Source organism: Psychrobacter sp. YGAH215, from assembly GCF_007280595.1.
GTDB lineage: Bacteria > Pseudomonadota > Gammaproteobacteria > Pseudomonadales > Moraxellaceae > Psychrobacter > Psychrobacter faecalis.
This window is the reverse complement of the sequence record NZ_VKLR01000019.1, coordinates 1-16,630: the sequence shown is the minus strand read 5'-3', so window position 1 is coordinate 16,630 and position 16,630 is coordinate 1. Positions and strand designations below refer to the sequence as shown.

The following is a 16,630-nucleotide window of genomic DNA, read 5'->3' as shown; positions in this document are numbered from 1 at the left end:
TATTTTGTGCAAGGTGGATAAGGTATGTCAGAACATATTGTCGAAAACAATCCCAAGAAAGAGTTCCTATTTGCCTTAGGCGGTGTTGCCTTATTTTTAGGTATCGTCTTATTAATCGGCATTTCTGGCTATTTGCGTCCAGCAGGCGAGCATATCACTGCTGAGAGCACCGAAGCGGCTGCTGAAACAGAGGCAACTGCGGCAGAAGAAACTGCGCCCGCTGCAACCGCTGCCGAGCCAGCAACAACTGGTACGCCTGCAACCGCACCTACTGAAAATCCAGCAGATGCTACCGTAACCCCAGCTGCTGATACTGATGGTACGGTTGTTGCTGCTGAATCTGGCACCGCAACTGCTGAGGGTACTGTCAATCAAGCGGCAGTACCTGATGATGCTAACTTGACAGCAGAAGAAGCCGATGCGGATTTGGATGGTGGTGAGGGTGCAGAGTTAACGCATACTTGGAAAACTGAAGAGTAAGCTTGTGACCTAAGTATTTGTTATAAAAACAAATACTTGTATAAATATAGTCAGATACCCGTAATTAAATACAACTGTTGTGACGATACTTTATTCTAAGAGTGAAAATACTCTAGAAGCTAACATTAAAGACCTGTGCTTGGTTAACTGAGCACAGGTTTTTTTGTAGGTATTTGTGTAATTATTGAATAACTTTTTCTTTACTTGACCATAACCAAGTAAAACAATAATGCGCCTATGTGACCGCTTAGCAAAATAAACAGGAGTTTGGTCGTCATTACAGTGGTCTTTAAAGGAATAAAGTTATGAGCAGAGACTCAAAAGTAAATGTTAGTGAAGCTGAATTGTCAGCATTGGATAATGGGTTTATGGGGCACCCAAAGCCACTACGCCCGCTGTTTTTTACCGAAATGTGGGAACGCTTCTCTTATTATAGTATTCGTCCGTTATTAGTACTGTTTATGGTAGCGACCGTTGGCAGCGGCGGTTTTGGCTTCGATGAAGTTACTGCCTCTGCTATTTATGGCATTTTCGCCGGTTCATTATATCTGGCGGCGGTACCGGGGGGTTGGCTCGCTGATAACTGGCTTGGTCAAGAGCGGGCATTATGGTGGGGCAGCGTGATTATCGCCCTCGGTCATTTATGTATTGCGCTCTCCGCCATATTTGGCATGACGCTGTTTTTTGTTGGTTTGATATGTATTGTATTAGGGTCAGGGTTATTTAAAACCTGTATTTCCGTCATGGTAGGCGCTTTGTATAAAAAAGGCGATGTGCGCCGTGATGGTGGTTTTACCTTGTTTTATATGGGCATTAATATTGGCGCCCTTTTAGCAGCGCTCATCGTTGGGGTGTTTAAAGAAAAAGGCATGTGGCACGCAGGCTTTGGTGTCGGCGGACTTGGAATGCTGGTATCACTTCTGATTTACCGCTTTTCTGCGCAAAAAAACCTTGACCCACTATGCCCAAGCCAAAAATATAAAACCTGAGTGGGAATACGCCAATGACCGTTATAAAAATATCGGTCGCTGGGTAATCGGTTTCTTGGTGTTATTGGCAACGGCTGTGGTTTTGGTAGCAAGTGGCATGTTACCGTTTAATCCTGAAATGGTCGCCGAATATATGACTTATATCATCGCAGCAGTGGTGATAGGCTATTTTGCGATTATGTTTGTCTCACCTCGTCTTGATAAAACCGATAAGCTGCGCCTACTGACTTGCTTTATTTTAATCATCGGTTCGACACTATTCTGGTCAAGCTTTGAGCAGCAACCAACCTCGTTTAACCTATTTGCCGATCGCTATACTGACTTGAACGTCTTAGGATTTGAGATACCGAGTATTTGGTTCCAATCATTAAACCCGTTGTTTATTTTATTGCTGGCGCCCATTGTTAGTATTGTTTGGATCAAGCTTGCCAATCGTGGCCTTGAGCCAAATAGTATGGTTAAGTTTGCACTGGGTATGTTACTGACCGCGGCAGGCTTTTCGTTGATGATATTTGCCTCAAAAAGTATTTTGACCAGTGATGGTGCACTGGCCTCACCTTTATGGTTAGTGGGCAGCTTATTACTGCTAACACTTGGGGAATTGGCGCTCAGCCCTGTCGGGTTGTCTGCGATGACAAAGCTTGCGCCAAAAGGTATGCAGGGGCAAATGATGGGACTTTTCTTTGCTTCTGTCGCCATGGGCAACTTGGTCGCTGCGTTCTTTGGTGGTCATGTTTCTGCGGACAAAATTGAAGGCTTACCGACATTATTTACCACCATGACCGTCTTTTTGGTAGTGACCGCAGTGGTGTTATTGGTACTGGCAAAACCTATCAATAACATGCTGGTAAAAAGTGAGCAAGCCGATAAAGCGGCTCAGTAAATAAAGCGTTAAGTGGATGGTGAAGATTAATTAAGCCTATTTAGCTTATTTATAGTAGCAATCGTCCCTATAAACGCCCAAAGATAAGACGTGTTACCATAATCGGTAGCACGTTTTATTGTTTCAATCAGTGAGTTATTTCTCTGTCGCCGTTGAAAGCCTGCTGTCTGCCCAAACATCTAGAGATGCGCTGCTTTAATACTATTATTAAAATACTATTACTAAGCTGAAATTAATAATAGCTCGGCTAAACGCCTAAACACTCTTACTCATTTATATAACTATCATTCTAAAAATAGTAAACCCTTTATAGGCAAATAAAGGCTTCACGTAATACTGATGAATTTATTTGCCTCAATAAGACGGCTACTCATAGTCGCCTCACAAGCGTTTTTTTAACTCTCATTTTTAAAAGCAATAAGGACACCTTTCATGAATAAACAACATATCCACGAGCGTATTGATAGTCTACGCCAAACGCTAGCGGCACAAGATTTAACGGCGATTATCGTACCGTCAGCAGATCCGCATTTGTCTGAGTACTTGCCAGAATATTGGCAAGCGCGTCTATGGTTATCAGGCTTTACAGGTTCGGTTGGTACGCTGGTCGTTACCGCTGACTTTGCTGGCCTATGGACGGACAGCCGCTACTGGGTACACGCCGCGCATCAGTTAGAAGGCACGGGTATTACTCTGGAAAAACTGGCTCCTGGTCAGCCAAATCATGTCGATTGGCTAGCGCAAAACTTAGCCGAAGGCGATAGCGTGGCGGTTGATGGCAATGTATTGTCTATCGCTGAGCAAGACAGATTGCTTGATGCGTTTGATGCCAAAGATATTACTTTAATTACTGAGCGCGATGTGTTGACTGACATATGGAGCGAGCGTCCAGCATTGCCATCAGCACAATTATATCAACACGATGCGCAATTTATCGATCAGCCCGCCAGCTCAAAACTTGCTGCCGTGCGCGCAGGTATGGCGAAGGCAGGCGCAAGCCATCACTTGCTATCAAGCTTAGATGATATCGCTTGGTTGACCAACTTACGCGGTGCAGACGTCGATTATAATCCGGTATTTTTAGCGCATATGCTCATTAGCGAAGATAAAGCGACCTTGTTTGTTGATAATAATAAAGTCAGTAGCGAGATTGAAAAAGCGCTAAAAGACAGCGGTATCGCGCTTGCGGATTATGATGCGGTACAAGAGGCATTAGCTACCTTAACGTCAGAGGATTTATTATTGTTAGACCCAAGCAAAGTGGCGGTCGGTACGTTATCAAAAATGGCCGACGATGTGGGCTTTATCGAGCAAATGGCGCCAAGTACGTTACTCAAATCAGTGAAGTCTGCGGCGGATATCGAGCATGTGCGCGAAGCGATGCGTCAAGATGGCGCAGCGTTAAGTGAGTTTTTTGCGACATTTGAAAAACGCCTAGCAGATGGTGAGCGTTTGAGTGAGTTAGATGTCGATAGTATGCTCATCGAAGTTCGTAGTCAGCAGCCGCATTATGTGTCGCCAAGCTTTCCAACCATCGCAGGCTTTAACGAAAACGGCGCCTTGCCGCATTACCGTGCGACGCCAGAAAAATTCAGCTACCTTGATGTCGCTGAGGGCGAGGGCGGCTTATTGCTCATTGACTCAGGTGCGCAATATCAAAACGGTACCACCGATATCACTCGTGTGGTCGGTATTGGACAAGTAAATTCTGAGCATAAACGCGACTTCACCACTGTGCTAAAAGCCCATATCGCCTTAGCAAAAGCACATTTCCCTGATGGTATTGCTTCACCGCTCATCGATGCGATTTGCCGTGCACCCTTGTGGCAAGCACAGATGGACTATGGTCATGGTACCGGTCATGGCGTTGGTTATTTCTTAAACGTCCATGAAGGCCCGCAGGTCATTGCTTATAGTGCCAGTACGCCAAAAGAACGTGCCATGAAAGAAGGCATGATTTCCAGTAATGAGCCGGGTTTATACCGCGAGGGTAAATGGGGTATTCGTATCGAAAACTTGGTGGTCAATACGCCGGTTGCGAATCCGACTGAGACTGAGTTTGGCCAATTCCTAAACTTTGAAACCATTACTTACTGCCCAATCGATACACGTTTGATTGAGCCTGCACTATTAACCCAAGTCGAGATTGATTGGCTCAATGATTATCATAGCCAAGTCTATGCCGAGCTAAAAGATCGCGTTAAAGGTGCGGCGCTTGAGTGGTTAACTGAGCGTACTAAAGCTATCTAAGGCAAAAGCTTATATTCTTGCATTGAAGATATTAAAAAGCCCCGTCAATATCGATGGGGCTTTTTAGTATTTACTTATTAGATGAATTTTTTAATTTAAATCAGGTTTTTTATCGCTAATGAATGTTTTTCTTAGCGATATTCTCATTACTTTTAATAGTAGTGGCGGTATCAGGTTCGGTTAAATGCTGTGCCAATTCGGCCCGTAACCAAGATTTTAAATTCTCAGAAATTTGCATCATTTGCTCGCTTAAATAGTCATCGACATGCATCTCAAGCTCGCGAATTAATTCTGGGTGACTCGCGCCAAGCTTAGTATCTTTTAAAGACAAAGGAATAGCGGCGTCTGAAACGGCTTTATCGATAACGGTTTTCATATTATGATCGTTTGTGCCATTTGTCACATTTGCAATATTAGCAGGTTCTTGAATGGATTTTTTATCAGTGTCAGTAGCAATTTTCGTAGCATCCGTTTTAGTAGCTTCCAGTTTGTCTACTGCGTCAGTGTCATTTTTACTAGTAATATTTTTACTACTAGCATTGTCATCAACACTGGTAGCTTGTTTATGAGCTGGCTGCTCATTGTGCTGTTGCTCTTGTTTCGCCGCTTCTGCTGCCCTTAATGTTTCTTCTTCTTTCTGCTTAGCGTCTACTGCTGCTTTTGTCTGTTTTTCTTTTTCTAAACGTTCTTTTTCTAAACGTTGTTCTTCTTCCAAACGCTCTTTTTCGGCAGCGGCGCGCTCTTTTGCTTGTTTTTCGGCAATGGCTTTGGCAATCGCTTGTTCGGCTTCATGATTTTCATAAAGAGTATCAAGATGGTCGTCTAAGTCATGAGTGCTAAAAACAAAGGTTTCAAATGGCGTGTCGTGTTGTAAGAGGGTAGTGATATCGGTAAGTTCTTGGATGATAGAGGCGCGTACAGGGTCTGGCGCACACGTCCAGCGCTGATAAAACTGATGGGAAAATGAGTAGCTTGACATGGTATCTTCCATAAATGTTGCATAAAATTACCCCTTATCATACGCAAGTACGATAAGGGGCTGCAAGTGGTCAAACGTAGCAAATCTGACACCAAGGTTACAACGGCTAAAATAATAGTTATTTAACATTTATTTAGCATTTTTAACGTTGTTTTAGGCGTTTTAGCTTGATGGTTGCACCGGCCAACGGGCAAATATAAGCGACCCATTGGTGCCACCAAAACCAAAGCTATTGGAAACTGCATATTGCAGATTATCAACTTTACGTGATTGATTGGCGACGTAATCGAGATTGCAGTTGTCTTCAACATTATCCAAGTTAATGGTCGGCGGTACCTGCTGATGTTGCAGGGCAAGTACAGTAAAGATAGCCTCGATGCCACCAGCGGCACCCAATAAATGACCAGTCATCGATTTGGTCGAGCTGACCAAAATGCTGTCTTTAACGGGCGCAAAAACGGTTTCGATAGCGATAGATTCGGCAACATCACCCGCAGGGGTGCTGGTACCGTGGGCATTGACGTAGCCAACGACGGCAGGCTCAATACCGGCATCGTTTAGGGCGTTGCGCATGGCGCGCGCTGCACCGCTACCATCTTCTGGTGGCGCGGTAATGTGGCTAGCATCGTCACTCATGCCAAAGCCAACCAGCTCAGCAAGTATCGTTGCGCCGCGCGCTTTGGCGTGGGCAAGGCTTTCAAGGACGATGACACCGGCACCATCACCGAGTACAAAGCCATCACGCTCTTTATCAAACGGACGTGAGGCTTTGGTTGGCTCATCATTACGAGTTGATAAGGCGTGCATCGCCCCAAAACCTGACATTCCAAGCGGGCTCGAGCCTTTTTCACTACCACCTGCCAGCATCACATCGGCATCGCCATAGGCAATCAAACGCGCAGCAAGCCCGATAGCGTGGGTCGCGGTGGTACAGGCAGTCGAGGTCGCAAGGTTTGGGCCTTGTAAAGTGTGCTTAATAGCGACCAAACCTGCAGCCATATTAACGATAGAACCTGGAATGATAAAGGGCGAAACCTTCATAGCGCCTTTGTCACGTAGGGTATCACGGCTGTTTTCAATGGTTTGGATACCGCCAATGCCTGACCCTAAGATCACGCCAAAGCGTTCTTGCTCGACATCTTGTACAGGTGCGTCAGCTGCGCTCACTTCATCGATAAAACCCGCGTCTTTTAACGCCATAGCCGAAGCTGCAACGGCATAATGTATAAACTCATCATAGCGGCGCGCGTCTTTAGCATTCATATATTGCTTGGCGTCAAAATCCTTGACCACGCCCGCAATTTGCGCCCGATAGTCGGTTGCATCAAAATGAGTAATGGGCGCGATACCGCTCTCGCCATTAAGTAGACGCGTCCATGAGCTTGCGACATCTAATCCTAAAGGTGTCACCGCACCCATACCGGTGACCACCACACGCATCTCGTCTGGGCGCTCATAATGGGGCGGCTTTTGGCGCGGGTTTTGCTGGATAGGGGCAGCATTAGAGTCGGCGGCTTGCGCGTTTGGTGAACTGCTATGTTGGCTCATGCGATATATCCTGTACGTGCGATCCTAAAAAGAAGGTATTTTAACCGTCATTATAAAACACATTAGTGCACGTATGTAAACTAAAATTTAAACAATTAAAGGCTTATTAAGCAAAACAAACTTGACCCAATACCACGCCTTTACTTGCGCCAGTGACCGCTGGTAAGTTACCAGTTTCCCCCATTAAGGTTTGCCGTGCCAACCATGCAAAGGCGACGGCTTCGACCCAAGCGGGGTTTAGTCCCAAGCTGGCAGTAGTTTCTACTTTGCAGTGAGGTAAATGCGCCTGCAAGCGAGTCATCAAGTAATCATTTAAGGCACCGCCACCGCAGACATAAACCGAGCTATTTTCTTTGGCTTTAATAAACATATTGATTTGCATACTGGCACTCATCGCCGTCAGCTCGGTCAATGTTGCCTGTACATCGGCTGACGAATAGCGAATATGGGCAGAGGCTTGGTCAAATTTTTGCAGCTCGCTTTGTAGCCATGCTAAGTTAAAGTCTTCACGACCTGTGCTTTTCGGATAGGTTCGCGCAAAAAATGGATGTTCTATCAGTTGGTTAAGTAGCGGCTCAACGACTTGTCCTGACTGCGCCCATGCGCCGCCAGCGTCATAATCTTTATCCGTATGCAACGCCGTCCACGCATCGAGTAATAAATTGGCAGGACCGGTATCATAACCAATAATTGGACTATTATTAACAAGAGCATCATTAGCAGGATTAGCGTTAATAAGGTTAGCATTGGCTGGCAAAACGGTAATGTTGGCAATACCGCCCAAATTTAATAACACCCGTGTGCTATCAGGCGTGGCAAACAAGGCTTGATGAAAGGCAGGTACTAAAGGCGCGCCTTGACCACCAACGGCCATATCGCGGCGGCGGAAATCACTTACCACGCTAATACCAGTACGCTCAGCGATGATATTGGCATCGAGCAGTTGCAAACTAAAGCCCATTTGTGGACGATGACGCACGGTTTGACCGTGACAGCCAATTGCCAGCACCGACTCTACATCGGTATTGGACTGCTGCAATAAATTATTGACCACGTCGCTGGCAAATTCAGCGTATTCTTTACTTGCCCAGCCAAACCAATCTAACTCGCTGCTTGGTTCGCCCATTGTTGGCGTTAATTCTTGAACACCATTTGGCTGACAAAGTGCCAATAACACCTCACGCAGGCGTGGCGGAAAATCTTGGCTAATAGACGCTAACAATCGCAGCGGTTGTTGGATGTTTTCTTCACCATCGAATTGACAAAGCACCGCATCCATACCATCTAAGCTGGTGCCAGACATCATGCCAATATATAAGCCATCATCGAAGTTTTCAAACACCGTTTGCTCAAGCGCATCGGTCAAGGTGGCATAATTTAAATCGTCATCTAAAGTTTTGTCCAAAGTGTTATTTAAATTATCGTCATAATTGATAGTTGAATCAGTATTATCATTAGTATCAGCAATCGATGCAGGGTTGGTCATGGCAATTTACCTTAAAAAACGCTAGTATATCTCTCAAATTCTAACATCTTTTACGGGCTACGAAATTCTAATTGGCCCAAACGCGTTACCCTTTAAATAAAGACAATAAAGAGAGCATCATGACCACCCAAACTTACACCCTAGAAGAACAACTTGCCCTGATTCAGCGCGGTACGCAAGAAATCCTATCGGAAGAGGATTTGGTTAAAAAGCTAAAACTGAATCGCCCGCTGCGTATCAAGGCAGGCTTTGATCCCACAGCGCCTGACCTGCATTTGGGCCATACCGTGTTGATTAATAAGCTGAAGCATTTTCAAGATTTGGGTCATGAGATTTATTTTCTAATCGGCGATTATACCGCCAAGATTGGTGATCCATCTGGCAAAAACAGCACACGCCCGCCGTTGACCGATGAACAAATCAAAGTCAACGCACAGACTTATGCAGAACAAGTTTTTAAAATCTTGGATAAAGAAAAAACCAAGATCGTCTTTAATTCTGAATGGTTTAAAGACATGTCAGCGGGCGATATGATCCAGCTTTCTAGCCAATTGACCGTTTCACGCATGCTAGAGCGTGATGATTTTTCTAAACGCTACGCTGCGCAAACGCCAATTGCTATCCATGAGTTTTTATACCCATTGGTGCAAGGCTATGACTCTATCGCGCTAAAAGCTGACGTCGAGCTGGGCGGTACTGACCAAACCTTTAACATTTTGATGGGACGTACCTTACAAGGTCGTTATGGTCAAGAGCCGCAAGTTTGTATCACGGTGCCAATCTTAGAAGGGCTAGACGGCGTTAATAAAATGTCTAAGTCACTCGGCAATTACGTCGGTATTTACGATGCGCCGGGCACCATGTACCAAAAACTGCTGTCGATGCCAGATACTTTAATCCGTCGCTACTTTGAATTTTTAAGCTTTAAGCCGATGGAAGAAGTTGAGGCGTTAATGGCAGAGATGGATAACGGTCGCAACCCACAAGAAATCAAACGTATTCTTGCTGAAGAATTAATCGAGCGTTTCCATGATGCCGATGCGGCAGCTAATGCGCATAAATCAGCAGGTAACGTATTGGCTGATGGCGAATTGCCCGTTGATTTACCAGAAGTGACGTTAGAGTTAGAAGGGCAGGACGCATTATTTATCACGCAAATCCTAAACCAAGCAGAGCTTGCCAAAAACAGCTCATCGGCTAAAGACATGATTAAACGTGGCGCGGTAAAAGTAGATGGCGAAGTCGTCGATGCAGGCTTTAGTTTAACGTCTGGTCAGACAGTCGTTATCCAAGCGGGTAAAAAGGCGTATGCAAAAGTGACGGTGGGTTAGGTTAAAGACAATTCTTTTATAAAGTTTAATTTAAAATAGGGCTATAATATTAATTATAGCCTTGTTTAACTATAAAAGGATATTCTAGGAAGTTATGACAAATCGTCAATTAGTGAGACATTCTCCAATAGCATTGAATCATTATCGACAACAGATGTCGCTATCTGTAGATTTGCTTGCCAAAAAAACATCCATTCCTTCTAAAAAAATTGAAAGTGCTAAAGTTGAAAATAATGTTTTCACAATTAAGCAGCTCAATAAATTAGCTGACATACTTCTAGTACCAGTTTCTTATTTAACTTTTGATTCAGTCATTATTCGTGAATTACCTAAAGTCATTGATTTTAGAAATAAGTATGAAGATATATCAGGAGAAGATGAAGAGCAAAGTTATCAATTCCAAAAAGTAGCTCAGGAAGCATATATCGACAGAGATAATCTGTTAAGTATCTATGAGTCTTTAGATGAGAATATAAGTACTTTTGGTTTAAATCTCTTAGGAAGTAATGCACAGCACGATGCACAATTAATCATAGATTTCTTAAATTTAGAGGAAGAAAGTCTTTTAGAGTCAGGCTCTGATTATTATAAGTCTTGGCGTACTATAGTGGAAAAAAATGATGTAATTGTTTTAGAGAAATCAAATCCTTCTTTAAGCTCAGAGGGTATGTCTCTTTACTATGATAAATTACCTATCATAGTGATTTTAACTACAGGACAGTCACCTGCACGTCGACTTTTTACTCTAATACACGAACTGGTACATTTAGGTTTGAAGCAAAGTGCTTTGGACGGCAACTTGATATATTCTAACTATACTGAAGAGGTCTATTGTAATGAGGTTGCTGGATATGTTTTAGTCCCTAGTTCAATTGTCTATAAATATTACTCTTCGAACTTATCTCTAAGTGAGAACATACTAGCAATTCGAAAAGTTACTAAGGCTAGTCGACCAGCTGTTGCTATTCAGCTTAAACAATTAGGTTTAGTAAAACAAATAGAGCTCGAAGACTACTTAAAAAGTCTTCAAGTTGAAAGCTCTGGAGGTTTTGGGGTTAAGAAAAGACACACTACATATAATCATTTTGGTAAAGTTTATTTACAGCAAGTATTTTCAGCTATTTGGAAAGAAGAGCTAACTATTAATTCTGCAATGGACTTGCTGAGAATTCCTAATCGTATTGAGGATTTGAAGTACTTAGAAGATAAGGCGTTTTCTTGATGATAAGAGTCTGTTTAGATACTAATGCTATTATTGATATTTGCTATCGATATTATCCTATTGAAATATTCAAAACAATTTGGGATTCGCTTTTAAACTCGATATCTGCTGGACTTATTAAATTTGTCGTTTCTGAAGATATTAGACAGGAAATTTACGGTCGAGTAGCGCTTTTCGATGGGTATTCACCTATAGTTTTGGATGATTTTTTCAAATCATTCAGCATCGAAGTAATAAGAAAGACGACATATCAAACTCAACTTTTATCTCTACAAAATCAAATGATTGAAGAATTACCATTCTTTCAGAACATGAAGGTAGAAAAGCGTTTGAAGAAGGTTAATGGGATTAGTAATGACCTATCTAATATAGCTGTTGCTATAAGCAAAAATGCTTGTGTTTTGACAAGTGAGCAAGGGTTTAACAAAGATATATCTAAAGAATTAGTAGGTGACATAAAGATACCTGATACATGTAAATATAAAAGCATAATATGTTATACATGGTTAGATTTATTTAATTACCTCGGAATTAATAAAATTTAATAAGACAGTAATTTTATGAGCCAAACCGTTACCCAAGGCATCTACCGCCATTATAAAGGCAATCTTTATCAGGTATTGCATACCGCGCAGCATTCAGAAACCGAAGAATCGCTAGTCGTTTACCGCTGTCTATATGGCGAGTATGGCGTTTGGGTTCGACCATTAACCATGTTTACAGAAACCGTTGAAGTTGATGGTAAAGAAATACCGAGATTTGAGCTGATTAAAGCCTTAGCTGATTAAGGCTTTAAAAATACTTAAAACTCATTGCTCAAATAAAAAGCGTCTTTTAAGGTCGCTTTTTTTTATATGAGTAAGGCGATCAAATGAATCCAAGCACACAATCTGTGCTGCTATTCGATAGCGAATGACTGTAATAGGAAACGTATATAATAGATACTATATGTACTAAATCATAGTTTCACTGTTTAATAAGGATATTAGCGTATGAGCAAGTTAACTTTAGCATTGCTTGATAGCAGCTTATATCCACAAAGCTGGCAGCAGCAAACATTTACCAATCCGCGCGCGCTATTGCTAGCGATGCTCATGACAGAAAATATGCCAGATGCCGAAGCATTTACAAAGCAATTATTAGCCAATGGTGTTTATCAAGATTGGATAAATAGCAGCGTCTTTGGTCGCTATCTACATCGTAATTTTACGGCCTTTTATCGACAAACAGAAGACAGCTTTAATACCGATATGCCAGCGTTATTTCGCCGCGAGCTTATGCGCCACGCCCAGTATTTACCAATAGAGCAAGTATTCTTTTTTGCAGGAGATTTAGCAAAAAGCGTGCGCCAGACAAAGGTGTTAATCACAACGCTCAATCCTGCCACCGCGATTATTGATGCTCAAAAGGTAAGTGCAAAATCTACTATGAATAATCCGACCATGATTATCAATCAGATAGTAATTAAAGGTAAGCAAGTTTTAGGATTTCCGATACGTCACAATAAACGTACCAGCGAGCGCACGCGTAATGAGGTATTGATTTTGGGTTTTCAGGAATTGCGCCTGATCAATGAAGAGAATGTCATAGCCAAAAAAAGAAGCAACATAGAGGCGTCTATATTGCTTCGGTCTTATGAATTACGTTAATAAGTCAAACGGTAGTTTAAACGTTTATGAATCTTGCTTAGCAATCGTTAGACCGTTGTAGGTTTGCGCAACCGGCATCACTTCTAAACGATTAACGTTAATATGGGCAGGCGACTCAATCAGCCATAACAAGATATCGCCAATATCATCACCGGTCATGGTTTTAAAGCCATCATAAACTTGAGCGGCTTTATCGTCATCGCCATGATAGCGCACGTTTGAAAATTCGGTGCCCGCGACATTACCCGGTTCAAGATTGGTCACCCGTACTTGCGTACCGATTAAGTCAGCGCGCAGATTTAAGCTAAATTGTTTGACAAAAGCTTTGGTCGCGCCATAGACGTTACCACCAAAATAAGGCCAACTGCCCGCAATTGAACCAACATTAATAATATAACCGCTATCGCGTGCGACCATGGCTGGCAAGACAGCATGAGTGAGCGCCATCAAACCTTTAATATTGGTATCAATCATACGTATCCAATCATCAAGACTGGCGTTGTGCGCAGGCTCGGTGCCGAGTGCCAGTCCAGCGTTATTCACCAAGACATCGATTTGTTTAAAGTCAGCCGGCAAGTCAGCAATGATTTGTGGAATAGACGCCGTGTCACTGACATCCATGACCACAGGTAAAAATGCCTCGCCCAACGTATCTGCCAACGCATTCAATTTGTCTAAGCGTCTGGCACAGCCAATCACGCGGTGACCATTGGCAACCAAACGCTCAGCTAATGCTTTACCGAAACCGGCGCTTGCCCCTGTAATCAATACGTTCATCTTATATCCTTATCATTGATGTTGCGTGCTTCATAATTTTTATGACGATAGCTTGTTTTGGTTTAAAGGCGTTGTCTTACTTGTTAAATAACTGCTTACCAAAGATTTTATCGCCGGCATCGCCAAGACCGGGAATGATATAGCCATGCTCGTCTAAATGGCTATCGAGTGCGGCAGTATAAATGGTCACATCAGGATGGGCTTCATTCACCAAACGCACGCCTTCAGGCGCGGCAACCAAGACCAATGCCTTGATATTGGTACAGCCATTTTTCTTGAGCATCTCGATGGTTGCAACCATTGAGCCGCCAGTCGCTAACATGGGGTCAATGATAAGGGCTGGGCGTTTGTCCATATGGCTGACAAATTTTTCAAAAAATGGCACAGGCTGCAAGGTTTCTTCGTCACGCTGTAAACCGACGACAGAGATTTTCGCCGTTGGGATTAAATCGAGCACGCCGTCGAGCATACCGATACCAGCCCGCAAAATAGGAACGATAGTCACAGTTTTGCCCGAAATTTGCTCACCTGTAATTTCGCCACACCAGCCCTGCATTGGGAAGGTTTCAATTTCAAAATCGCGGCTCGCTTCATACGCCATCAAGCGTGCAAGTTCTTTGGTTAATGTACGAAATTTATAGGTACTACAGTCTTTTTCACGCATAAGGCTGAGTTTATGACGGACTAGCGGGTGATCAATAACGGTGATTTTTAAGTCATTCATAAGGTCTCTCTTGATTTTTCGCTGATGCTTGCGCAGTTACTGCGGTTGCTATTAGTAATAAAGATACAAACACTTACTGCACTTCAACCCTATACCTAGCCCATCAATAGTAAGCTTAATGCTTTAATAAAAAAGTAAGCCAAAGGCATTTATAACAAGGTTAGTTTTATTTAAGCAAACTATGTTCGACTATAATAACGCCCTAACAAATGAAGTAGTGTTCAGGCTTGCTATGATAACAAAAAAACCGCTTTTCTGATGAAGAATCTTATGACTACACAACCATCCCATACCCATGATAATACTGATAAATTGGCTACCAACTCGTTATTGTTCGACACTCGCGCCGCAGAAGTAGAAACCCATCCGTTCGGTCCAGTGTTACCGCCGAATGCTACCGTGATGATGATGGGTACTTTTCCACCGACTGCTGATAAATGGGCAATGCGCTTTCACTACCCGAACTTTTATAATGATATGTGGCGTATCTATGGCAGTGTTTTTTTTGATGACGTTGATTATTTCAGAGTAGGCGATGAAAAGCGTTTTGACCCTGAGCGTATTCGTGCCTTTATGTTCGAGCGCGGCATTGCCTCTTGTCCTACCGTCACTCAAGCTATCCGCGAGACTGGTAATGCTTCTGATAAAAACCTCACCGTTGTCACCCCCGTTGATTTAGATATTATCTTGCCACAAGTACCAAAGGTTGAAACCTTATTTACCACGGGCGGCAAAGCCACTGAAGTGCTACTCAATTTATTAGCTGAGCCACCTGCCAAATCAAAATACCCTAAGACCAACCAAAGCATGAATTACCCTTATGAATGGCAAAATGATAATAATAAAAAATCCAATGTAAATAGTCTTACCTTATATAGGTTGCCTTCAACCTCACGCGCCTACCCTTTAGCGTTAGATAAAAAAGTCGCTGCTTATAAGGATTTCTTTAAAAAGATAGGTAAACTATAGAAGTGTCATATCCTATATAGAAGATAATTATTAGATAGCCGTTATATAGGAGAGGTAAGCAATTTTAAGCAAAAAAGGTAGTCTATAATGAAGGTGAAATTATTTTTAACCCTAACTAACTGATAAATAAACAGTATTAATGGCAAGGTCAGATAATCGCTAAAATAGCGGATAAACCCCCTTGACCCCCTACTAAAAGCGCGTATAATGCCACCCAGTCGAAAGGGAAGAGCGTTTACAAAGTGCTTTAGCACTGAATAAACACCCATTAGCGAGAAAGAACACATCAAAATACTTTTACGTAGACTGATAAAAATTTCAAACTAAATAAAATAACTTCTTGACTAATTAAAATAAGCGTCTATAATACGCACCTCATTAGGGAGAACCAGAACGACTTATATGTAAATTACATATAACAAACCTGGCTAACTTATTGAAACAAATTATAAAAAAGCTTGACAAACCAAATCATCATGATATGATAGTCGGCTCGCTAGATAGGATAAGTTCTTAACTTAGACTGACTAGCAAAGAGAAATACCCTATATAATCAACTACTGGACGACAGTAGCTTGACACTATTTAAAAGCATAACTAAAGAACAACTTGTGTGGATTTTTGCTGATTCAGAATGCTAAAAAATAAAGTTGGTTTTACTCTCTTTTCGGGAGTCATTCTAACTATAAAAATTATCATTTAAGACAGCAAGAAAACTCAAAGTTAATTCATTATATGAAACATACGAGAGCGTAATTGCCAGATTAAATGAGCCAAGTTTCGGAGTCTCTTTAAAGGACTTCAAGCAAGATTAAACTGAAGAGTTTGATCATGGCTCAGATTGAACGCTGGCGGCAGGCTTAACACATGCAAGTCGAGCGGTAACAGGAGAAGCTTGCTTCTCGCTGACGAGCGGCGGACGGGTGAGTAATACTTAGGAATCTACCTAGTAGTGGGGGATAGCTCGGGGAAACTCGAATTAATACCGCATACGACCTACGGGAGAAAGGGGGCAACTTGTTGCTCTCGCTATTAGATGAGCCTAAGTCGGATTAGCTAGATGGTGGGGTAAAGGCCTACCATGGCGACGATCTGTAGCTGGTCTGAGAGGATGATCAGCCACACCGGGACTGAGACACGGCCCGGACTCCTACGGGAGGCAGCAGTGGGGAATATTGGACAATGGGGGCAACCCTGATCCAGCCATGCCGCGTGTGTGAAGAAGGCCTTTTGGTTGTAAAGCACTTTAAGCAGTGAAGAAGACTCCATGGTTAATACCCATGGACGATGACATTAGCTGCAGAATAAGCACCGGCTAACTCTGTGCCAGCAGCCGCGGTAAT

The 16,630-nt window shown here is 42.8% G+C and carries 13 protein-coding genes, 1 rRNA gene and 1 pseudogene; 10 read left to right on the top strand and 5 right to left on the bottom strand.

Going from position 1 to position 16,630, the window contains the following annotated elements; translation table 11 throughout:
- Positions 1–24: 24 nt before the first annotated feature.
- From FOR85_RS08995 to FOR85_RS08985, 3 genes and pseudogenes are all read left to right on the top strand, one after another.
- Positions 25–480 (top strand): hypothetical protein, encoded by a 456-nt coding sequence (locus FOR85_RS08995; RefSeq protein ID WP_068403673.1) that lies wholly within the window; start codon positions 25–27, stop codon positions 478–480.
- Between the two features lie 305 nt (positions 481–785).
- Positions 786–2,352 (top strand): annotated as a pseudogene (locus FOR85_RS08990) (peptide MFS transporter).
- 432 nt (positions 2,353–2,784) lie between these two features.
- Positions 2,785–4,602: an aminopeptidase P family protein gene (locus FOR85_RS08985; protein ID WP_144297656.1), complete on the top strand. Its 1,818-nt coding sequence runs from the start codon at positions 2,785–2,787 to the stop codon at positions 4,600–4,602.
- Between the two features lie 115 nt (positions 4,603–4,717).
- Here FOR85_RS08985 and FOR85_RS08980 read toward each other — a convergent pair whose 3' ends face one another.
- From FOR85_RS08980 to FOR85_RS08970, 3 genes are all read right to left on the bottom strand, one after another.
- Positions 4,718–5,593, bottom strand: a complete 876-nt coding sequence (locus FOR85_RS08980; protein WP_144297655.1) for a hypothetical protein — start codon at positions 5,591–5,593, stop codon at positions 4,718–4,720.
- A gap of 150 nt (positions 5,594–5,743) precedes the next feature.
- Positions 5,744–7,021 carry a beta-ketoacyl-ACP synthase II gene (gene fabF / locus FOR85_RS08975; RefSeq protein ID WP_190295535.1) on the bottom strand — a complete coding sequence of 426 codons (1,278 nt, stop codon included), beginning with the start codon at positions 7,019–7,021 and terminating at the stop codon, positions 5,744–5,746.
- A 214-nt stretch (positions 7,022–7,235) separates the two neighbouring features.
- A complete protein-coding gene (locus FOR85_RS08970) occupies positions 7,236–8,615 on the bottom strand; it encodes an anhydro-N-acetylmuramic acid kinase (RefSeq protein WP_144297653.1) in 1,380 nt (459 codons plus the stop codon).
- A gap of 119 nt (positions 8,616–8,734) precedes the next feature.
- On the opposite strand from FOR85_RS08970, the gene tyrS reads away from it, so the two are divergent.
- The 5 genes from tyrS to FOR85_RS08945 all read left to right on the top strand — a co-directional run bounded on the left by tyrS (position 8,735) and on the right by FOR85_RS08945 (position 12,817).
- Positions 8,735–9,946 (top strand): tyrosine--tRNA ligase, encoded by a 1,212-nt coding sequence (gene tyrS / locus FOR85_RS08965; RefSeq protein ID WP_144297652.1) that lies wholly within the window; start codon positions 8,735–8,737, stop codon positions 9,944–9,946.
- 94 nt (positions 9,947–10,040) lie between these two features.
- Complete coding sequence (locus FOR85_RS08960) at positions 10,041–11,168, top strand: ImmA/IrrE family metallo-endopeptidase (RefSeq protein WP_144297651.1); 1,128 nt, start codon at positions 10,041–10,043, stop codon at positions 11,166–11,168.
- Positions 11,168–11,713, top strand: coding sequence for a DUF4411 family protein (locus FOR85_RS08955; RefSeq protein WP_223808594.1), 546 nt, complete (start codon positions 11,168–11,170; stop codon positions 11,711–11,713). The genes FOR85_RS08960 and FOR85_RS08955 overlap by 1 nt, the downstream gene beginning before the upstream one ends.
- Positions 11,714–11,728: 15 nt before the next feature.
- Positions 11,729–11,956 (top strand): DUF1653 domain-containing protein, encoded by a 228-nt coding sequence (locus FOR85_RS08950; RefSeq protein WP_144297649.1) that lies wholly within the window; start codon positions 11,729–11,731, stop codon positions 11,954–11,956.
- Between the two features lie 204 nt (positions 11,957–12,160).
- A complete protein-coding gene (locus FOR85_RS08945; protein WP_144297648.1) occupies positions 12,161–12,817 on the top strand; it encodes a hypothetical protein in 657 nt (218 codons plus the stop codon).
- 24 nt (positions 12,818–12,841) lie between these two features.
- Here the strand turns inward: FOR85_RS08945 and FOR85_RS08940 are convergent, their stop codons facing one another.
- Positions 12,842–13,594 carry an SDR family NAD(P)-dependent oxidoreductase gene (locus FOR85_RS08940; protein WP_144297647.1) on the bottom strand — a complete coding sequence of 251 codons (753 nt, stop codon included), beginning with the start codon at positions 13,592–13,594 and terminating at the stop codon, positions 12,842–12,844.
- 76 nt (positions 13,595–13,670) lie between these two features.
- Positions 13,671–14,318, bottom strand: coding sequence for a uracil phosphoribosyltransferase (upp, locus tag FOR85_RS08935; RefSeq protein WP_144297646.1), 648 nt, complete (start codon positions 14,316–14,318; stop codon positions 13,671–13,673).
- 402 nt (positions 14,319–14,720) lie between these two features.
- Here upp and FOR85_RS08930 point away from each other — a divergent pair, with 402 nt between their 5' ends.
- Positions 14,721–15,287 (top strand): DNA glycosylase, encoded by a 567-nt coding sequence (locus FOR85_RS08930; protein ID WP_373681951.1) that lies wholly within the window; start codon positions 14,721–14,723, stop codon positions 15,285–15,287.
- 813 nt (positions 15,288–16,100) lie between these two features.
- A 16S ribosomal RNA gene (locus tag FOR85_RS08925) occupies positions 16,101–16,630 on the top strand; the annotation flags it as partial.